Raw genomic sequence first — 19,778 nt, 5'->3', positions numbered from 1 at the left:
CATGTTCCTGTAGGACTGTGCATTCTGCTCAGACTCCGAGGCGGATGAGGAACATCGATTGGGCACCATGAGCGATGAACGAGGCGTGGACGCCACCGACGCGCGGATCCTGCTTGCCCTTGCCGCCGATCCACGAGCCACCATCGTCGCCCTGGCCGAGCGGCTGGGGTTGTCCCGCAACACCGTCCAGGCCCGGGTGGCCAGGTTGGAGCAGGGCGGCGCGCTGGACACCTTCGAGCGCCGGATCACCCCGAAGGCGCTGGGCCATCCCCTCACCGCGTTCGTCACCGCGCGGGTCCATCAGCACCGGTTGGCCGAGGTGTCCGAAGCGCTGGCGGGCATCGACGAGGTCGTGGAGGTCTTCGGCCTCAGCGGCGAGACGGATCTGCTCATACGGGTGGCCTCCACGGACGTGGAGGCCCTGTACGGAATCGCGGGGCAGATCCTCGCCATCCCGGGCATCGAGCGCACCACGACGGCCCTGGCCATGCGCGAACTGGTGCCGCACCGCCTCACCCCGCTGCTGCGCCGTGCAGCGGCGGGCGGATAGCGGGCTGTCGGGCGATCCGGAGGCCAGCCCGGCCGCCCGATCAGCGCCTGGGCCACGGGCGAACGGCTCCGCAAACTCGGCATCCGGCTCGCGGAAGCCCGCTCGACCGCCCTGTTCCAGCTCGCCACCGAGCTGCCCGCCGCGGTCCTCGCACGCACCCTCGGCATCGACATCACCGTCGCCGTCAAGTGGCAGCGAGCCGCCGCCGAGACTGGGCCGCCTACGCAGCCGAGATCAGCCGCCGGACGTCTGCCGAGCGAGCTTGGTCTAACGCAGGGCGATGAGCCCTGCGTCCGTCGGTCTGAAGCCGCACGCGTCGAAGTAGAAGGGACGCAGATGCTGTTCAAAGTCAACGTGGAGCCATTCGCAGTCCGCTGCACGGGCGCCTTGCGCTGCGGTCGTCACGAGTTCGGTCCCGACACCGGTCTTGCGCATGTCCTGAGCGACCATCGTGTCGAGAACGAAGGCATGGACGCCACCGTCCCAGGCAACGTTGACAAACCCTACGAGCCTGACGTCTTCTCGGGCACAGACCCAGCCGAGGCTGTGACGGTGCACTTGTGTCTGCCAATCGATGGGCAACTGGGCGTGACCGAACGCCTCCGCGTGGAGCGCGTTGACGGCAGCGTTGTCGAATTCGCCGCGCCACTCATACGTGATCGTCATGGGCCGTATCGTAGGTCGAGAGACGTCCGGCTCAGCCCTCTTTTTTCGGGGCCTATGCCCCTTTCGGCCAGAGGCATTCCGGGAGTTCTGATACCCGACTCCACCATTGCGGGTGACGGAGGAGCGAACCCGCAAGGCGGTCAGGCGATCAGCGCGAAGCCGGCCAGGCCGGACGCGATCAGCCAGTTGAGGGTCGTCTTGTGCTCGGCTGGGACCTTGCCGTCGACGTGGAGTTGCTCACCGTAGATACCTCTGGCGGCCCAGCTGGTGGGCTCCACCGGCTTGAACAGGTGAACGTTGAGCCAGAGCCAGACAACGACGGCGAGAACAGCGGCCAGGCACCACCAGCCGAGCCATTGCCGACTCCACACAGCCAGCTCGAAAGCCGGGATGGCGGCGAAACGAGTCCACACGCTCCATGGGTTGGCGTGCCTCTTCCAGGTCTCGTCGGACATTCCGTGGACGGCGGCTGCGGCGCTCTTGCGGGTCATGGGCGGGTAGGGCCTTTCCGCTCGACGTATTGAGTGCTCATTGGGCGCGATGTTCAGTCGCGTTCGCAGCCTCGACCCTATGAAACTTTCAGAGATCTTTGAATACTCTGATCGTGAGGAGCTTCCGGTTAGGGTGTCGGCATGAGCGACGACAAGCAGCTGCGGGACATGGCGGAGAGGCTGGCGCTGATCCTCGCGCAGGGCGGGATGCAGAAGACCACCGCGCGGGTGATGACCTCCCTGCTGTTCAGCCAGCAGGAGACAATGACCGCCGCCGACCTGTGCGAAGAACTGCAGATCAGCTCTGGCGCCGTGTCCGGCGCCGTGAAGCAGCTCATCCAGAGCGGCCTACTGGAGCGGGTCCCGGCGCCGGGCAGCCGCCGGGACCACTACCGCTTCCCGGATGGCGCCTGGGCTCGGCTCATGTCGCAGCAGAACCAGCTGCTGTCCACCATGAGCGAAGTCGCCGAGCGGGGTCTCGCAGCGGCCGGAGGTCCATCCACCCTGGCTGGGCGGCGGCTGGCGGAGATGGAGGACTTCTATGCGTTCATACTGCGCGAACTGACCCCGCTGATCGACCGGTGGCGTACGAACTTCACAGCGAAACGAGAAGCTGGCCACAACTGAGGAGTGTCATCGGGCTTCACCGCAGGGGGCACGCAGCAACTCGAACACAGGATTGAAGAAGTGACCAGAGGCGGCGTCCGAAGAAGTCGGACGGCCCGGAGTTGGTCAAGGCGCCCACTGGTCACTTATTCCGCCAGCTTCGCCAGCCACGGATGCCCGGGGTGCACGAGCTCCAGCCCTCCGCTTAGGACTTCCCGCCGCGCCCGGCCCAGCAGCGGCAGCACTCCGTCGAAGTCCGCCTGATCCTTGGGTCGTGGCGCCTTCGCTTTAAACAACAGCACCAACTCCGGCACCAGGTAGGGGACCCCGTCCGCCGTTCGCTCAATGATCGCGTCGTACGGCAGCCGGAGCCTTTCGTCCCGCCGGCAGATCCACGTCCCGCCCTCGTGCGGCTCGCGGAAGACGTCCAACAGGAACTGACCGCTCGCCGGATCCCGCAGCCAGGTCTGGTGCGTAGCTGCCAGGGCCTCAGCTCCCGCCCCCGGCCAGACCCGCCCCGAACCCACCGCGTCAAACACGCACTCGGGAAAGTGGTGCCGAATCTTTGGGAACTCCGCCGCGGGCACCGCGATCTCCAGATCGCCGTGCGGCCGCGACTGTTCCCCGCGGAACAGATCCAGTGCCCACCCCGCCGCGATGCACCAGGGTGCACTGACCCCGTCCAATCGCTCCGCGACTTGCTCCGGACGCCAAGCGTCCGCCCACCGAGCCTCCAGTTCGTCCACATCGAGCACAGCGCCGCCGGGCGGCAGGGATTCGGTCATCGGCACAACTTACTGCCGCAACCCGAGCCGGGTCGGCTATTTGTAGGCACCGGAGCCAGGCCCGCTACCAGGACGGATACGACTTGATCGCTCCGGAAGAGCCGCGCCCATCGCTCTTTGAGCACAGCCCACTTGCACGACAGCTGTTGCACTCGACAGCCTCAGCACCGTAAGGCATCTGAGCTGCATCTTTTGAGAGTTGATGAGCCTCACGGAGCCGAGTCTCCCCTACAGAAACAGCATTGATCACTTGAGGGTGCCATCGTTTGAGGACAGGCGGCCGGTGCGTCCAATGTCCCGAGTTCCGCGAACTGCTCACGTATGCGCGGCCGGGCGACACCGTGCACATCTCCGAGATGTTCCGCCTCGTACGCGCCACCGGACACATCCTCGACGTGCTCGACGTCCTCCACCGCGACCAGGTCGCCCCGCGCATCCACGACGGCGCGTTCTCCGCGGTGGACCTCACCGCCCGCCACCCGCGCACCGGCGAGTTGCTGTCCACCGTGAAGTTCATGGCGCAGACCCTCGCGACCGCCGGCGAACTCCAGCGTGACCTCCAGCGCGAGCTGACGTACGACGGGCTGCGGGCCGCCGAGACGAAGGGCAGCGAGGGCGGCCGCCGCCCGGCCGTCCCGGCCGACAAGACCGACGACGTGCGCGCCGCGTACGTCCCGGCTCCGGAGCTGCCGGTCACCCTCGACATGCCGGGCAAGGTCGCCGACTTCCTCCGCACCGCCGAGCTGGGGCCCGCCGAACGAGCCGCGCTCGACCAGGGCGTGCCCCGTACGGCGCGGCCAGGGCCACGCCCTGCGCGTCAGCACCACCCCGGCCGTCCACCGCCAACTCCTCGGCCTCTGCCAGCCCCTCGGCGGCACCCCGGGGACCTCGGCGGTCCCGGCACGGCGCAAGGCCGCCGCGCATACGCGAACCGCGTCAGCGCCCTCGGAGCCCCGACCTAGCCAAGATCATCGGTTGAGCGCTGACGGCTGTTCCGTTGTTCCCCGAGGCCGGATACATTCCCGCAGGTCGACGGGAACCTGCGCCTCCGCCCTGCACGTGCCCTCAGTCCAATTCGCCCAGCCGAACGTGTCCTGGGAACTCGACGGCGAGCAGCCACAAGCACGCAAGGCCCGAACCGCGCTCCTCGAACCACTCACCACGCCCGGGTACATCGGCGCCGGCGCCCACCTGGACTCGCCCGGAGTGGGACACGTGACCCGCAAGGGCACTGGCTACGCGCTTGAGTACCGTCCGCCCGCGCTCGCCTGAATCTGTCGAGCACGCACCTGTGTGCCGATGCCGCGCTTCGACAAGGATTCCTTGGCAGAAGACCTGGTCCTACGACGTGACGGGCGCGCGGGACCCCTCCCGGGCGCCCGCGTATAGAACGGTCCCATGACCCCATCAGAATCACCGGCCCACCGCCGTAGGACCAGGCTGTCTGCGGCGCGCGGCCCGGCCGGGACCGTCTGCGTCCTGGCCCTCGCCGCCGCGCTGACCGGCTGCGGCTCCGACTCGGGCGGCGACACGGGGGCGCCCGCGCCAGCCGCGTCCTCGCGTTCGGCCGAACCGTCTCCCGCCTCGCCACCGCCCACGAAACCCTCCTCGTCACCGTCGCCGACCGCGGTGCAGCCGATGACGCCGTCAACCCCGGCCGAGCTGCGGGGGTGTGCGGACGGAAGCTGCACGGTCGTCGTGACGAAGGGCACCGAGATCCCGCGCGCCGACGGCCTTCGGGCGGGACCGTTCACGGTGAGTGCCGTCGGTGCCGAGGGCGTGGACCTGAGCTCGGTCGACGCGAGCGGATTCGCCTCCAACCTGCTCGGCCAGCGCCCCGACCAGGGCGGGCCCTCCACCGTCAACGAGCTGTCGATTGCCGTTCTCGCCATCGCGGGGGACACCGCGAAGCTGCGGCTCTTCCCGGCGGAGTAGGGCGAGTGCCGTAGCGGCGGCGCCGCCGGGGAACTCCAGCGGGACCTACAGCGCGTGCTGGCCTACAGCGCAAACCTTTGAGGAGGGTCCCGCATAGAGCGAGGGACTCCGCGCCTCTGCCATGGCTGACGAACCGCCCCCGTTGATCAGGCGGATCAAGGTTACGGCGATCACTGGCGGCGCGGTCGAGATGGTCGCGCAGCTGACAGGCGAAGCCATGCCCTGGCGTCGGCGTCGCCGTGTCTCCCCGGGGCTCAGGATCCACCACCTGATACCTCGTCAGTAGCGTCAGCGATCGGTCAGCATAAGACCCGCCACCCATCGCCCAGGCCCGCCGACAAGCGCCAAGATCACCCCCGCCGGGCCCATCACGCGCACATCGCACGCTCACCAGCCGTCCACCAGCCGCCTTGTGGACACCCCACAACCCGGCGCACCGGCCGGGCATTGCGAAAAGTGACACACCTCGGCCCCTTTCCTCGGACACTCGTCCGCCGTCGCGCACATCGTGCAACTATGGCCGGGCGATATCCGGCTGACGATGGGGAAGATCCTCGCTCCCCTCGGCGTTGCTGCCTCGCATAAGGATTCGATGCGCGTGACAGGAGTGGAACACCGTATGCCCAGCCCTTCCGCCGCCCAGCCGACCGCCCAGATCGGCGTCACCGGGCTCGCCGTCATGGGTAGCAACCTCGCCCGCAACTTCGCCCGGCACGGGCACACCGTCGCCCTCCACAACCGCACGTTCGCCAAGACCAAGGCGCTGATGGAGGAGCACGGCCACGAGGGGAACTTCGTTCCGGCCGAGAGCGCCGAGGAGTTCGTCGCCTCCCTGCAGCGGCCCCGGCGGCTGATCATCATGGTCAAGGCGGGTGCACCTACCGACGCCGTCATCGAGGAGTTCGCACCCCTCCTCGAAGAGGGCGACGTGATCATCGACGGGGGCAACGCCCACTTCGACGACACCCGGCGCCGGGAGAAGTCCCTGCGCGAGCGCGGGCTGCACTTCGTGGGCACCGGCATCTCCGGTGGCGAGGAGGGCGCCCTCAACGGGCCCAGCATCATGCCCGGCGGATCGGTGGAATCCTACAAGTCCCTCGGGCCGCTGCTGGAATCCATCTCCGCCAAGGTGGACGGCACGCCGTGCTGCACCCACATCGGCCCGGACGGGGCCGGCCACTTCGTGAAGATGGTGCACAACGGCATCGAGTACGCGGACATGCAGCTCATCGCGGAGTCGTACGATCTGCTGCGGCGGGCGCTGGGTATGGCGCCGGGTGAGATCGCGGAGGTCTTCCGCACCTGGAACGGCGGTCGGCTGGAGTCGTATCTGATCGAGATCACCGCCGAGGTGCTCGGGCACACCGACGCCGCCACCGGCAAGCCGTTCGTGGACGTGGTGCAGGACCAGGCCGAGCAGAAGGGCACCGGCCGCTGGACCGTCCAGACCGCGCTGGACCTGGGCGTGCCGGTGAGCGGGATCGCCGAGGCGGTGTTCGCCCGCTCGCTGTCCGGCCACGCGGATCTGCGGGACGCCTCGCAGGGGCTGCCGGGGCCGTCCGGCAAGAAGCTCACGGGCGCGGCGGCGGAGCGGTTCGCCGACGATGTCGAGCAGGCGCTGTACGCGTCGAAGATCGTGGCGTACGCGCAGGGCATCCACCAGATCGAAGCGGGCAGCCAGGAGTACGGCTGGGACATCGACCCGGGGGCGGTCGCGAGGATCTGGCGCGGCGGCTGCATCATCCGGGCGCGGTTCCTGAACCGGATCACCGAGGCGTACGCCAAGGACCGCAAGCCCGTCACGCTGCTCACCGACGACCACTTCGCCGAGGCGCTGGGCGCGGCGCAGGACGCCTGGCGGCGAGTGGTGGCCACCTCGGTCGAGCTGGGCGTACCGGCGCCGGGCTTCTCGGCGGCGCTGGCGTACTACGACGCGCTGCGCTCGGAGCGGCTGCCCGCCGCGCTGGTGCAGGGGCAGCGGGACTTCTTCGGCGCGCACACCTACCGGCGGGTGGACCGCGAGGGTTCGTTCCACACGATGTGGGGCGCCGACCGCGACGAGCGTACGGCCTGACGTCGCGAGGGCCGTGTCCCCGCGCCGCGTTCCGGCGGGGGGGGACACGGCCCTCGTGGGTTGTGTGCCGCGGCCGCGCGCCGTGTGCGCCGCGCCCGTACGAGGAGCGCGGCGTGCGCGCCGCGCTCCTCGTACGGTTGTGCCACCGACCTCGTACGTGCGGTTGTGCCACGGCCGTCGTGCGGGTGTGGCACCCACCGCGTGCGGTCGCGCCACGGCCCGGCCCTCATGGCGTCGCGCCGTAGCCCGGCCTTCGTGGCGTCGCGCCACGGCCGCCTCGTCAGGGCGTGTAGCGGCGGAAAGCGGGCACCGCGGCGGCCAGCCCGAGCGTGCTGACGGCCACCAGCAGCCCACCCGCGGCGACCGCCGCGCGGGCACCGACGAGGGAGCCCGCGGTGCCGTGCAGCAGGTCGGCGATGCGCGGGCCGCCCGCCACCACCACGGTGAACACACCCTGCATCCGGCCGCGCATGTCGTCGGTGGCGGCCGACTGGAGAATCGCCCCGCGGAAAACCATCGAGACCATGTCGGCGACGCCCGCCAGGGCGAGGAAGGCCACCGCCCACCACAGGTTCGGGCTGAGCCCGAATCCGGCGATGGCCACGCCCCAGGCCGCCACGGCGGCGATGACCATCAGACCGTGGCGGCGGGCGCGGGAGAAGGTCCCGGACAGCAGACCGCCGGCCACCGCGCCGATCGGGATCGCCGCGAAGAGCAGGCCGAGCGCGAACCCCTCGCCCCAGGGCGCGTAGGTGTGCGAGGCGAGCTGGGGGAAGAGGGCACGGGGCATGCCGAAGACCATGGCGATGATGTCCGCGAGGAAGGACATCAGCAGGATGCGGTGGGCGGCGATGTACCGGAAGCCGTCGACCACATCGCGCCACCCGGCGCGCCGGCCCCCGCCCCCGGCGCCCTCGGCGAGGGGCGGCAGGGCGGGCAGCCGCCAGACGGCCCACAGGGTGATGCACAGCGCCACGGCGTCGATGAGATAGAGCGTGGGCAGGCCGAGGACGGGGATCAGGGCGCCCGCGAGCAGTGGGCCGATGATCATGCCCGTCTGGGCGACGGTGGACTGCAGGGCGCCCGCGGCGGGCAGTTCGTCGGCCGGGACGAGACGGGCGACGGAGGCGTTGCGGGCCGGGGAGTTCATGCCGAAGAAGCCCTGCTGGGCGGCGAGCAGCACCATGAGCACCGCCACCGAGTCCAGACCGGCGAAGGACTGCGCCCAGAACAGCAACGAGGTGACGGCGATGCCCACGTTGGTGACGAGCATCAGGGTGCGCCGGTCCATCCGGTCGGCGACCACCCCGCCCCACAGCGCGAAGACCACCAGCGGGAGGAGCCCCGCGAAGCTGGCGTAGCCGACCCACGCCGATGAGCCGGTGATGTCGTAGATCTGCTTGGGGACGGCCACGGCGGTCAGCTGGCTGCCGATGGCGGTGACGGTGGTGGAGGTCCACAGCCGTCGGAAGGGACGGTGGCGCAGCGGCCTCGCGTCCATCACCCAGCGGCGCCAGCCGGCTTTCGGCGGCGGGGCGGGGGCGCCGTCCCCGGCTCCGGGGGGCGTGCCGCCGTCCCGGGCGGTGGGTGCTATCTCGTCGTCGCTGCTTCGGGCGGTCTCCACGACTGGTTCGATTCCTCCTACATCCATTCGGGCCGGGAACCATTGTGACGACCCCCGGCCCGCGCCGTGACCCCGGTTCAGTCTCCGGCCGCGGGCCGCATCGACCGCGGGCGATGGATGCTGCCGCTCAGGGAGGTCAGCCGGGCGCCGCTGCCGCCCCCTCGGTCGGCGATGATCTCGGCCGCGATGCTGATCGCGGTCTCCTCCGGAGTGCGGGCGCCGAGGTCCAGGCCGATCGGCGAGGCCAGCCGGGCCAGCGCGTCCTCGCCGAGACCGGTGGCACGCAACCGGCGGAGCCGGTCGTCGTGGGTGCGGCGGGAGCCCATGGCGCCGACATAGGCCATCGGCAGGCGCAGGGCGACGTCCAGCAGCGGCACATCGAACTTCGGGTCGTGGGTGAGCACACAGACCACCGTGCGTTCGTCGATCCGGCCCGCCTCCGCCTCGGTGCGCAGATAGCGGTGCGGCCAGTCGGTCACCACCTCGTGTGCCTCGGGGAAGCGGCGCGCGGTGGCGAAGACCGGCCGGGCGTCGCACACGGTGACGCGGTAGCCGAGGTACGCGCCGATCCGGGCCATGGCCGCCGCGAAGTCCACGGCGCCGAAGACGAGCATCCTCGGCGGGGTGGCGTGGACCGAGACGAACAGGGTGAGCTCCTCGTCCATGCGGGTGCCGTCGTAGCCATAGCGCAGGGTCTCGGTGCGCCCGCCGGCCAGCAGTCCGCGCGCGTCTTCGGCGATGGCCGCGTCCAGCCGCGCGGAGCCGAGGGAGCCCGAGCTGCCCTCGGGCCGTACGACCAGCCGGCGGCCCAGCCGCCCCTCCGGGTCGGGCCCGTCGACGGCCACGCAGATCACCTCGGCCACCGGCTCCCCCGCGGCCACCGCCGTGGCCACCTCGCCCAGTTCGGGGAAGCCTTCGGGATCGACCCGCTCCACATACACATCGATGATTCCGCCGCAGGTCAGCCCGACCGCGAAGGCGTCGTCGTCGCTGACTCCGTAGCGCTCCAGCACGGGCCTGCCGCTGTCGGTCACCTCCTGCGCCAGTTCGTAGACGGCGCCCTCGACACAGCCGCCGGAGACGCTGCCGATCGCGGCGCCATCGGGCCCGACCAGCATGCTCGTCCCGGGCGGCAGCGGGGAGGAGTGCCAGGTCGCCACCACCGTGGCACGGGCGAACGGCTCTCCCTCGCCCCACCATCGGTGCATCTGCGCTACGACGTCCCGCATGGAATCCACATCTCCTCGCCGACCCATGTAAGAGGTTGATACATTCAATGTATGAGCCTCTCACATCACTCACCGAGTAGCGACATCACCTTGCGGATCAACGGCACGCCGCACTCCATGACCATCGACAACCGGACGACCCTGCTCGATGTGTTGCGCGAGCGGCTGGCGCTCACGGGCACCAAGAAGGGCTGCGACCACGGTCAGTGCGGGGCCTGCACGGTGCTGGTCGACGGTGAGCGGGTGAACAGCTGCCTGGTGTTCGCGGTGACCGCCGAGGAGCGGGAGATCGTTTCCATCGAGGGCGTGGCGGCTCTGTCGGACGGCGGGGAGCTGCACCCGGTGCAGCGCGCCTTCCTCGACCACGACGGGCTGCAGTGCGGCTACTGCACCCCCGGCCAGATCTGCTCCGCCATCGGGGCCCTGGGCGAGGCCGAGCGCGGCTGGCCCAGCCATGTCACCGAGGACACCGCCGCCGGGGTGGCCGATGTCGCGGAGCTGGACGCGCGGGAGGTGCGCGAGCGCATGAGCGGCAATCTGTGCCGCTGCGGTGCGTACAACGGCATCGTGGAGGCCGTGCTGGAGGCCGCGGGCGCCGAGGGCGCCCAGGACACTGCCACGGTCGGGAGCGCCCGATGAAGGAGTTCGCCTACGCCCGCGCGGGCGACGCCGACGAGGCCGCCGCGCTGATCGCCGAGCGCCCCGACGCCACCTATCTCGGCGGGGGCACCAACTTGGTGGATCTGATGAAGCTCGGCGTCACCGGTCCCGGGCTGCTCATCGACGTCTCCCGGCTGCCGTACGACCGGATCGAGCACCGCGACGACGGCTCCGTGCTCATCGGCGCCACCGTGCGCAACGGCGCTCTGGCGGGCGATCCGGGCATCCGCGAGCGCTTCCCGCTGCTGTCCCAGGCGCTGCTGGCCGGGGCGTCCGGGCAGCTGCGCACGGTCGCCACGGTGGGCGGCAATCTGCTGCAACGCACCCGTTGCGGGTACTTCCAGGATGTGACCAAGCCGTGCAACAAGCGCGAACCGGGCTCCGGGTGCCCGGCGATCCAGGGTGCGCACCGCGATCTGGCCGTGCTGGGCACCTCCGACCACTGCGTGGCCTCCCACCCCTCCGACATGGCGGTGGCACTGGTGGCGCTCGACGCGGTGGCGCATCTGCGGTCCGTGGACGGCGGCACGCGCACCGTTCCGGTGGCGGAGCTGTATCTGCTGCCCGGCAACACACCGCACCGGGAGACCGTCCTGGACCACGGCGACCTCATCACCGCAGTGGAGCTGCCCGCGCCGCCGCCAGGCGCCCGGATGCGCTACCGCAAGGTGCGTGACCGCTGGTCGTACGCCTTCGCGCTGGTGAGCGCCGCCACCGCGGTCTCCGTGGCGGAGGACGGCTCGCTCCGGGACGTGCGGATCGCCCTCGGCGGGGTGGCACCCCGGCCATGGCGGGCCCGGATCGCCGAGGAGCGGCTGCGCGGCAGCCGGCCGGACGAGGAGACGCTGCGGGAGGCGGCCCGGGCCGAGCTGGCCGAGGCGCGGCCGCTGCCGGACAACGCCTTCAAGGTCGACCTGGCCATTGATCTGATCGTCGCGGGCGTCCGCGACCTCATCGCGAGGAAGGATCGCGCATGACCACCGTCTCGCGATGCGTCGGCGCCCCGATGACCCGGGTCGACGGCCTGGACAAGGTGACCGGCGCGGCGCGCTACGCCTATGAGTTCCCCACTCAGGGCGTCAGCTACGTGTGGCCGGTGCAGGCCACCATCGCCCGCGGCCGGGTGACGGAGGTGGATCCCGCCCCGGCGCTGGCCCTGCCCGGTGTGCTGACGGTGCTCGACCACACCAACGCCCCGCGGCTGAACGCCGAGGCGGAGGCGAGCGCGGACCTCTTCGTACTGCAGTCTCCTCAGGTGGCCTACCACGGCCAGATGGTGGCCGCCGTGGTGGCCACCTCGCTGGAGGCGGCGCGCGAGGGTGCGGCGGCGGTCCGGGTGAGCTATGAGCGGGAGCCGCACGATGTGGTGCTGCGCGCCGACGACGAGCGGCTGGAGATCGCCGAGACGGTGACCGACGGCAGTGCCGGCCTGGTCGAGCGCGGTGACGCCGACGCGGCGTGGGCCGACGCTCCGGTGCGGGTGGACCAGACGTACACCACCCCGGTCGAGCATGTGAGCCCGATGGAGCCGCATGCCACCATCGCGGTGTGGGACGAGGACCGGCTGACGGTGTTCAACTCCGATCAGGGCCCGTACATGAGCGCGCAGCTGCTGTCCGCGCTGTTCGGGATCGAGCTGAGTGCGGTCGAGGTCGTCGCCGAGTACATCGGCGGGGGCTTCGGGTCCAAGGGCATTCCGCGCTCGCCCACGGTGCTGGCGGCGCTCGCCGCACGGGCCGTCGGGCGGCCGGTGAAGATCGCCCTGACCCGGCAGCAGATGTTCCAGCTGATCCCCTACCGCTCCCCCACGATCCAGCGGGTGCGGCTGGGTGCCGGGCGCGACGGCCGGCTGTCGGTGATCCAGCACGAGTCGGTGCAGCAGCGCTCGGCCCTGGTGCCGTTCGCCGACCAGACGGTGTCCTCGACACGGATGATGTACGCGGCGCCCAACGCCCGCACGACGGTGAAGGTGGCGCCACTGGATGTGATGACGCCCGCCTGGTTCCGCGCGCCCGGCCACACCCCGGGGATGTTCGCGCTGGAGTCGGCCGTCGACGAACTGGCCGAGGCGCTGGGCATGGACCCGATCGAGCTGCGGATCCGCAACGAGCCGGAGAACGACCCGGAGAGCGGTAAGCCCTTCAGCAGCCGCAACCTGGTCGCCTGCCTGCGCGAGGGCGCGGCGCGCTTCGGCTGGGAGCACCGCGATCCGACGCCGGGGACCCGGTGTGAGGGGCGCTGGCTGGTCGGCACCGGTGTGGCCGCCTCGCACCACCCGGACTACACCTTCCCCTCCTCCGCGGTGGCGCGCGCCGAGGAGGACGGGACGTTCCGGGTGCGCGTCGGCGCGGCCGACCTCGGCACGGGTGCCCGCACCGCCCTCACCCAGGTGGCGGCGGACGCGCTGGGCATTCCGGTGTCGCGGCTGCGGCTGGAGATCGGCCGCGCGTCCCTGGGCATGGCGCCGTTCGCGGGCGGTTCACTGGGCACCGCCTCCTGGGGCTGGGCGGTGGACAAGGCGTGCCGTGCGCTGCTCAAGGAGCTGGACGTCTACGCGGGTGTGGTCCCGGACGGCGGTCTTGAGGTGGTGGCCGACACCACCGAGGACCTGGGGCAGCGGGCGGATCTGTCGCGGCACACCTTCGGGGCGCAGTTCGCCCAGGTGCGGGTGGACGGCGACACCGGTGAGGTCCGGGTGGACCGGATGCTGGGCGTGTTCGCGGCCGGGCGGATCGTCAATCCGCACACCGCGCGCTCACAGTTCCTGGGAGCCATGACGATGGGTCTGTCGATGGCGCTGCTGGAGATCGGCGAGGTCGATCCGGTCTTCGGCGACTTCGCCAACCACGACTTCGCGGGGTATCACATCGCCGCCCACGCCGATGTCCCGCGGCTGGACGTGGTGTGCCTGGAGGAAACCGACAACACCTCCAACCCGGTGGGTGCCAAGGGCATCGGCGAACTGGGCATCGTGGGCGCGGCGGCGGCCATCGGCAACGCCTTCCACCATGCCACCGGCGAGCGGGTGCGGGATCTGCCGATCCGCATCGAGCGCTCGCGGGAGGCGCTTCGGGTGGCCCGGTCCGCCGAAAGGCGCAGGCCAGGGGCCGGCGAGCCGGAGCCTGGGGTCGGGTAGGGTCACCCGAATGGCACCCACCCCGAAGGGACGCGCCACCTACCACCACGGCGACTTGGCCGCCGCGCTGGTGGAGGCGACCCTGGAGATCATCGACGAGGTCGGGGTGCGCGGTTTCTCCGTCGCGGAGGCCGCGCGCCGCACCTGTGTCAGCCCCGGTGCCCCGTACCGCCATTTCGCCGACCGTGACGCGCTGCTCGCGGCCGCCGCGCTGGAGGTCTCGCGGCGGCTGCGGGCCATCTACCTGGAGACCGCGGCCGAGACCGGCTCCGCTCAGGAGCGGCTGGCGACGGTGGCGGGCAGCTTCGTTCGCGCGGCCGCCCGCTACCGCGGCGGGCTGGACATCCTGTTCGCCCCGGGGTTGCGGGCCACCCATCCGGAGCTACGGGACAGCACCAGGGAGTTCGTCGATCTGCTGCTGCCGAGCGCGTTCGAGGTGATCGCTCCCGGCGAGGGACCGGCGACGGCCGTGGCGCTGCTCGACGCGCTGCATGCACTCGCCCGGGGGTATGTCGCCCAATTGCTGGAAGGGAAGTTCGGCGATCCCAAGGATGTGGTCGAGGGGGTCGCCACCCGTGCGACCCAGGCCGCCCGGGCGCTGGTAGCGGGCTACGGCGTGCCTTCGCGGCCCGTCGGCGAGGTGGCACGGGACCGCTGACGGAGGGACAGAATTTCCCGTTCCGCTTCACGTTCTTCGTTCGGCGCGCATACCGTCGTTGCGGAACGGATCGGAGGAACAGATGTCCCTGAAATCCGGTAAGGGCGCCCACCGGGCCCCTTCGCGTCTGCGCTCGCCGCACGCCATCGGCGCACTGGGGGTGGCGGTCACCGCGGCCGTCCTCGCCACCCTCGTCCCGGCCACGGCCGGGACGGCCGACCCCGACCACGACGCCGGTACCGACCCGGCCCCCGCATCCGTCCCGCACCCCGAGCGGGACTGGATGGGCTCGACGATCGCCCGCCACGAGACGTCCGGCCCCGGCGCCGCCCCCAGGGCCACCAGAGCGGGCTCAGTGGAGGGTGTGGATGTCAGCGACCATCAGGGTTCGGTCGACTGGGCGGCCCTGTGGGACGACAACGTCCGATTCGCCTATGTGAAGGCCACCGAGAGCACGACCTACGAGAACCCCTCGTTCGCCGCGCAGTACAACGGCTCCTTCCAGCAGGGCATGATCCGCGGCGCCTACCACTTCGCCCTGCCGGATCGTTCCAGCGGCACCCGTCAGGCCGACTTCTTCGTGAGCAACGGAGGCGACTGGTCCGACGACGGCAAGACACTGCCGCCCGTCCTCGACCTCGAGTACAACCCGTACGGAGCAACCTGCTACGGCTTGACCGCATCCCAGATCGTGGACTGGATCGGCGACTTCACCGCACGGGTCAAGGAGCGCACCGGACGCCAGCCGGTGATCTACACGGCCACCGGCTGGTGGAAGACGTGCACCGGGAACAGCGCCGCCTTCGCCGAGCGCAACCCACTGTGGCTGGCGCGGTACGCCGCCACCCCCGGGGCCCTGCCGGCCGGCTGGGATACCCACACCCTGTGGCAGTACACCTCCACCGGACCGCTGGTGGGCGACCACAACAGGTTCAACGGAAGCCTGGCCGGCCTCAAGGCGCTGGCCACAGGGTGAGGCGGCGGCGCTCAGCCGCCGAGCACACCGCCCAGCACTCCGTCGAGCGTGTCCCCGACACCGTCCACCAGACCGCCCACCAGACCCTTGCCGTGGTGACCGCCCCCGCCGGGGGTGGACTGCGGCGGCTGGCTGGGCTGCTGCGAGGGGGTGGTCGGATCGGCGCTCGGGGTCGTCTCGCCGGGCGAGGAGGGCTCCGAGGGGACCTGGTCGTCCCGCTGCGCCGGAGTGGGGGCCGCGTGGGTGGTCGCGGCCTCGGAGGGGGCCGCGTCGGGGGTGGCCGGGGTGGTGGGCCGCTGCGCGCCGGCGCTCCGGTCCGTCGCCCCGCCACCGGGAGTGGCGGAGTCCGTGTCGTCGGAGATCAGCTTCGGCTTCGTGGACTCGCTGGGCGAGACATGGCTCTGTGAGGGCGAGTGGTCGACGGCGGGGTCGATGTGCGGCGCCTGCTCCTGCTGTGTGTTCACATCGGAGCGGGCCTGCGCGGACTTGTCACCGCCGGCCGTCGAGTGGAGGCCGAAGGCTATGGTTCCGGCCACTCCGAGGGCGGTAGCCGCTTTGAGCGTCGTGGTACGCGCCTGCTGAGCGGCGGTCGGTCGGCTGTGTCGACCCATTTCGCTGGTCTCCCCGTTATGGCATGGGTTGGGTGCAGTGCACCGGAAGGCCCGGTTCCGAGAGGGACTGATGTCCGACGCACACGTGCTACAGAGTAAAGAATGAGCGAGATGATAACCATGGCCCCCCGGTGTACGGCCACCCGTACACCGGGGAACGTCTGTCCATGGCTAGCGCGCGGCCTCCGGATAGAAGTCGCGTGAACGGCCCTGACCGTCCTTGAGCTTGCCGAGCAGGCTCGCCGGATACTCGATGAGCCAATAGCTCACCGCGGCGGCGGCCACGGCCACCACCAGCACGATGACCACGGCCAGCGGGAAGCCCGCCTGGCCGTCGGGTGGCAGCAGCCCGGCGTTGTACAGGCCCAGCATGATCGGCTCATGCCAGACGAAGAGGCTGTAGCTGGCCAGCCCGGCACCGGTGAGCCAGCGGACCGTGAGCCACCTGTGCCACCGCCCCTGCCGCCGCACATGGATGGTGCTGTACAGCAGCAGCATCCACAGCAGGGCGGACAGCGGATGGTAGAAGGTGGTGGGGAAGTCCTCCGCCTCCGTACCGGACCAGGACAGCAGATACAGCCCCAGGAGGGCGGCCACCCGCAGCGGGATCGCCACCTTCGCGTGGAGCCGGCCCCGGTCGCCGAGGGCGACCATCATCACGGCCAGGCCCATGCCCGCAGCGAACCCTCCGAAGCGGGCCTGCGGTCCAAAGTACACCGGCCATTCGGTATGCGGAATCTCCAGCACATAGCGGGCGACCGCGATCCAGATGAACGGCCCGATGTACAGCAGGGCACATCCGGCGGCGCACACCGCCACCCGGGAGGCCCGCTTGCGCAGCGGACGGCAGGCGCGGGCGGCCAGCGGGCCGAGTCCCACCAGCGCCAGATAGAACATGATTTCCAGGGACAACGACCAGGTGGGGCCGATGGTGTAGAAGATCTGCTCCTGGTCGAAGACCTGGGTGAAGGTGAGATGGTGCACCAGATCGGACCACTCGCCGGGCAGGGTGGGGTTGCGGGTGGCCCAGACGCACAGGACCGCCAGGAAGTACAGCGGGATGATCCGGATGGCGCGCCGGAAGAGGAACACCCGGCCGGGGCGGGTCGAGCCCCCGTCGATCGCCGCCCGTGCGTAGGACAGTGTCAGCAGATACGCGGACAGGACGAAGAAGAAGTCGATGACCTCCAGCGACACCAGCGCGTTCGCGTACCGGTTGGGCACCGGTGAGTGGGCGCCGTCCCGGTCGTAGGTGAAGTACTGCTGCCAGACGTGGAAGACGACCGTGAGGAGCGCCGCCATGCCCCGGAAGCCCTGGATCTCCGCGTTCCTCCGGTTCCGGGAGGGCGCGCCCTTGGCGGGCGTGCCGTTGACCGGCCGGCGAACGGCGGCGGGCACGGTGGTGAGGGTCGTGGACACCGTGCTCATGTCCGCTTCACCGCCTTCTCGCCGGGCCGCGGGGTGACCCGCCACTGGCGGTCCCGCAGCACCTCCTTGAGGAGCGACTGACGGGCCACGATGTTCTTGAAGTGGCTGTAGAAGAAGGTGGACACCAACAGATACCGCCAGAACCACGCCCTGCGGCGGCGCAGTTCGGGGACCGCGAGCCGCCATGCGAACAGCGCCTGGACCAGCCCGGCGGACAGGGTGAACAAGGTGGCCAGCAGGCAGACCGGCACCGCCCAGTCGAGCTGGTCCACGCCGCCCGCCCGCCACGCCGAGTACAGCAGCACGGGCAGGATCTGCAGGGTCAGCCACGGCTGGATCTCCCGCCAGCCCAGCAGCACCACCAGCCCCGCCTTCTGGCGGGCGGTGAAGGCCGGCGAGCGCAGTCCGCGCCACAGATACTTCAGCGACACCTGGAGCCAGCCCTGAGCCCAGCGCGACCGCTGGTTCCACAGCGCCTTGAGGGTGGTGGGCGCCAGTTCACGCGAGATGAGCGTGCGGTCGGTGGCGATCCGGGCACCCTCGTGCAGGGCGCGCATCGAGGAGTCGATGTCCTCGGTGAGCATCGTGCCGTGCATCCGGGTGCGGGCGAGCAGATCGGTACGCCAGAAGCCGTTGGAGCCGCCGAAGACACCGAAGGTGTAGAGCCGGGTCCGGCCGGGGTGGCTGACGGCGTAGATGGCCTCGAACTCCACGCCCACCAGCTTGGAGACCCAGGAGCTCTCGCCGTTGCGGATCACACAGTGGCCCTGGACCACGTCGTAGCCGCCTGAAAGCCAGTGCCAGGCGTGCTGGAAGGCGTCGGGCACCGGGTGGTGGTCCGCGTCGAAGATGCCCACGAACTCACCGCGCACCCGGGTGACCGCGGCGTTGACGTTCTGCGCCTTGGAGGTGCTGCCCGCCACCGGCATCAGCACCAGCCTCGGGTCGCGGCGGGCCATCTCCCGCAGGGTCTCCTCGACGGGCATGGGGTGCGGCGTGTTGTACGCGAGCACGATCTCCAGCTCGTTGGGGTAGTCCAGGCGCAGAAAGGACTCGATGGTGTCGACGATGGTCGCGGCCTCATTGGGCAGATACGCGGCGATGACCGCGCTGGCCGGCGGATACGGCTGTGCGGGCCGTTCGGGCCGGGGTTTGGCGTCGAGTGCGAACAGGCACTCCAGCACGATCATCGCGGCGGAGAGCACCAGCCCGGACACCACGACCCAGTAGGCGGCCGAGCCGACGTCCCAGCCCAGTTCGTACATCTGCTGGTAGAAGACGAACGGGATGCCCACGCCGAAGGCAAGCACCAGGATGGGCGAGAGCGCCGACAGCAGGGCGCGGAGCGCGGTGGCCAGGGGGCGGCGACGGCGGCGGTGGCTGCCGCGCATCCACGCCGCGTACTTGACCGGCCGCAGATCCCGGTGGCGGATCGATTCCTCGACCGCGTTGCGGGAGTTGGCGACGGCCTGGGCGCGGTCCGGGCAGTCGGCCAGCGGGGTCCATCCGATCGCCGGGGTCAGCCGTACGTTCTCATCGGCGACCACGAAGCGGGTCCCGGCCACGGCGTTGGCGAACTTCTGCAGTTCGTCGCGCGCGGTGTCCTCGTCCACCCCGGGCATCAGCATCAGCAGATGGCCGTCGTCGTCCCAGCCGAGCCGGTCGCAGACACCGCCCAGCTTCTCCGCCACTCCGGCGAGACGTTCGGCGACCTCACGGCGCACCCGAGGCCCCAGTCGGGCTTCGAGGGCGGCTATCTCGGCGACGCCGACCATGGCGACGACACCGCCGACGCGGCTGTCGTCGATCCGCTTGAGTTCCCGGTCGAGTTCGCCCAGGAAGTGGGGCTGGGAGTACAGACCGGTGCGCGGGTCGAGCAGCAGATTCTCGACGGGGACCGGGACCCGGCGCAGCTTGGCCTCGATCCGGGCGGAGAGCTCGACGGGGTCGGAGCTGTCCGGTACGCAGTCGTCGGCGCCGCCGCGCAGCATGTCGGCGACGCCGACGGGCCCGGGGTCGGAGGTGACCACGAGCAGGGGCAGCGCCTGTCCCGCGGGCACGGCGCGGACCTCGCGTATCAGGTCCAGCCCGTCGTCGGCGTCGTCCAGGGCGACGATCGCGTCCGGAGGGGATTGCCGCATCTGACGGCTGACGTCGCCGGGCGCCGCATGGCTCACCTCATGCCCGGTCGAGACGAGTGTCCGGGTCAGCTGATCGAGTCTGGGGCCCGGTGTGCCGACCGCCAGCACCCGCCCGCTCGGTCCCGCCACATCGCCGCGAGCGGCGGGCACGGGTTGCTGGTAGTCGCGTGATCGTGGGTGGTGCGAAGTAAGCACCTGAGTGGTTCCT

General features: G+C 70.7%; 19 protein-coding genes. 11 read left to right on the top strand and 8 right to left on the bottom strand.

What is annotated here, in order from left to right; all coding sequences use genetic code 11:
* Positions 1 to 67: 67 nt before the first annotated feature.
* Positions 68 to 550 carry an Lrp/AsnC family transcriptional regulator gene (locus AS97_RS41345; RefSeq protein WP_059147589.1) on the top strand — a complete coding sequence of 161 codons (483 nt, stop codon included), beginning with the start codon at positions 68 to 70 and terminating at the stop codon, positions 548 to 550.
* 267 nt (positions 551 to 817) lie between these two features.
* Here the strand turns inward: AS97_RS41345 and AS97_RS41340 are convergent, their stop codons facing one another.
* On the bottom strand, positions 818 to 1,216 hold the full coding sequence (locus AS97_RS41340) for a GNAT family N-acetyltransferase (RefSeq protein WP_086710701.1): 399 nt from the start codon (positions 1,214 to 1,216) through the stop codon (positions 818 to 820).
* Between the two features lie 140 nt (positions 1,217 to 1,356).
* Entirely contained in the window at positions 1,357 to 1,707 is a 351-nt protein-coding gene (locus AS97_RS41335) for a DUF6653 family protein (protein ID WP_210566701.1), read from the bottom strand.
* A 141-nt stretch (positions 1,708 to 1,848) separates the two neighbouring features.
* Here AS97_RS41335 and AS97_RS41330 point away from each other — a divergent pair, with 141 nt between their 5' ends.
* Positions 1,849 to 2,334 carry a MarR family transcriptional regulator gene (locus tag AS97_RS41330; RefSeq protein WP_059147576.1) on the top strand — a complete coding sequence of 162 codons (486 nt, stop codon included), beginning with the start codon at positions 1,849 to 1,851 and terminating at the stop codon, positions 2,332 to 2,334.
* A 125-nt stretch (positions 2,335 to 2,459) separates the two neighbouring features.
* Here the strand turns inward: AS97_RS41330 and AS97_RS41325 are convergent, their stop codons facing one another.
* The gene (locus AS97_RS41325) at positions 2,460 to 3,098 is read right to left on the bottom strand and encodes a hypothetical protein (protein ID WP_059147575.1); all 639 of its coding nucleotides are present in this window, start codon (positions 3,096 to 3,098) and stop codon (positions 2,460 to 2,462) included.
* A 266-nt stretch (positions 3,099 to 3,364) separates the two neighbouring features.
* On the opposite strand from AS97_RS41325, the gene AS97_RS41320 reads away from it, so the two are divergent.
* The 4 genes from AS97_RS41320 (at position 3,365) to gndA (ending at position 7,107) form a co-directional block, all read left to right on the top strand.
* Positions 3,365 to 4,060, top strand: coding sequence for a recombinase family protein (locus AS97_RS41320; protein WP_247204656.1), 696 nt, complete (start codon positions 3,365 to 3,367; stop codon positions 4,058 to 4,060).
* Positions 4,061 to 4,157: 97 nt separating this feature from the next.
* A complete protein-coding gene (locus tag AS97_RS41315; protein ID WP_210566700.1) occupies positions 4,158 to 4,370 on the top strand; it encodes a hypothetical protein in 213 nt (70 codons plus the stop codon).
* Between the two features lie 126 nt (positions 4,371 to 4,496).
* Positions 4,497 to 5,033 carry a hypothetical protein gene (locus tag AS97_RS41310; RefSeq protein WP_210566699.1) on the top strand — a complete coding sequence of 179 codons (537 nt, stop codon included), beginning with the start codon at positions 4,497 to 4,499 and terminating at the stop codon, positions 5,031 to 5,033.
* A 619-nt stretch (positions 5,034 to 5,652) separates the two neighbouring features.
* Positions 5,653 to 7,107: an NADP-dependent phosphogluconate dehydrogenase gene (gndA, locus tag AS97_RS41305; protein WP_059147572.1), complete on the top strand. Its 1,455-nt coding sequence runs from the start codon at positions 5,653 to 5,655 to the stop codon at positions 7,105 to 7,107.
* 280 nt (positions 7,108 to 7,387) lie between these two features.
* Here the strand turns inward: gndA and AS97_RS41300 are convergent, their stop codons facing one another.
* Positions 7,388 to 8,731, bottom strand: coding sequence for an MFS transporter (locus tag AS97_RS41300; RefSeq protein ID WP_210566698.1), 1,344 nt, complete (start codon positions 8,729 to 8,731; stop codon positions 7,388 to 7,390).
* A gap of 77 nt (positions 8,732 to 8,808) precedes the next feature.
* On the bottom strand, positions 8,809 to 9,960 hold the full coding sequence (locus AS97_RS41295; RefSeq protein WP_125759668.1) for an XdhC/CoxI family protein: 1,152 nt from the start codon (positions 9,958 to 9,960) through the stop codon (positions 8,809 to 8,811).
* 51 nt (positions 9,961 to 10,011) lie between these two features.
* Between AS97_RS41295 and AS97_RS41290 the strand changes: the two genes are divergently transcribed.
* The 5 genes from AS97_RS41290 (at position 10,012) to AS97_RS41270 (ending at position 15,390) form a co-directional block, all read left to right on the top strand.
* Positions 10,012 to 10,599: a 2Fe-2S iron-sulfur cluster-binding protein gene (locus tag AS97_RS41290; protein WP_086709667.1), complete on the top strand. Its 588-nt coding sequence runs from the start codon at positions 10,012 to 10,014 to the stop codon at positions 10,597 to 10,599.
* Positions 10,596 to 11,597, top strand: coding sequence for a xanthine dehydrogenase family protein subunit M (locus AS97_RS41285; RefSeq protein WP_210566697.1), 1,002 nt, complete (start codon positions 10,596 to 10,598; stop codon positions 11,595 to 11,597). Before AS97_RS41290 ends, AS97_RS41285 begins: the two co-directional genes overlap by 4 nt.
* A complete protein-coding gene (locus AS97_RS41280; RefSeq protein WP_210566696.1) occupies positions 11,594 to 13,756 on the top strand; it encodes a xanthine dehydrogenase family protein molybdopterin-binding subunit in 2,163 nt (720 codons plus the stop codon). The genes AS97_RS41285 and AS97_RS41280 overlap by 4 nt, the downstream gene beginning before the upstream one ends.
* Before the next feature lie 10 nt (positions 13,757 to 13,766).
* A complete protein-coding gene (locus AS97_RS41275; protein ID WP_210566695.1) occupies positions 13,767 to 14,414 on the top strand; it encodes a TetR family transcriptional regulator in 648 nt (215 codons plus the stop codon).
* Positions 14,415 to 14,496: 82 nt separating this feature from the next.
* Complete coding sequence (locus tag AS97_RS41270) at positions 14,497 to 15,390, top strand: lysozyme (protein WP_210566694.1); 894 nt, start codon at positions 14,497 to 14,499, stop codon at positions 15,388 to 15,390.
* A gap of 11 nt (positions 15,391 to 15,401) precedes the next feature.
* Here the strand turns inward: AS97_RS41270 and AS97_RS41265 are convergent, their stop codons facing one another.
* The 3 genes from AS97_RS41265 to AS97_RS41255 all read right to left on the bottom strand — a co-directional run bounded on the left by AS97_RS41265 (position 15,402) and on the right by AS97_RS41255 (position 19,720).
* Entirely contained in the window at positions 15,402 to 15,926 is a 525-nt protein-coding gene (locus tag AS97_RS41265; RefSeq protein ID WP_247204655.1) for an extensin, read from the bottom strand.
* A gap of 246 nt (positions 15,927 to 16,172) precedes the next feature.
* On the bottom strand, positions 16,173 to 17,429 hold the full coding sequence (locus tag AS97_RS41260; RefSeq protein ID WP_059147587.1) for an acyltransferase: 1,257 nt from the start codon (positions 17,427 to 17,429) through the stop codon (positions 16,173 to 16,175).
* Complete coding sequence (locus tag AS97_RS41255) at positions 17,426 to 19,720, bottom strand: glycosyltransferase (protein WP_236670355.1); 2,295 nt, start codon at positions 19,718 to 19,720, stop codon at positions 17,426 to 17,428. The genes AS97_RS41260 and AS97_RS41255 overlap by 4 nt, the downstream gene beginning before the upstream one ends.
* Between the last annotated feature and the right edge of the window lie 58 nt (positions 19,721 to 19,778).

The sequence above is a fragment of the Streptomyces sp. AgN23 genome, assembly GCF_001598115.1.
In the GTDB taxonomy this organism is placed as follows: Bacteria; Actinomycetota; Actinomycetes; order Streptomycetales; family Streptomycetaceae; genus Streptomyces; species Streptomyces antimycoticus.
The sequence above is the reverse complement of the archived record's forward strand: the minus strand, read 5'-3'. Positions and strand labels throughout refer to the sequence as shown.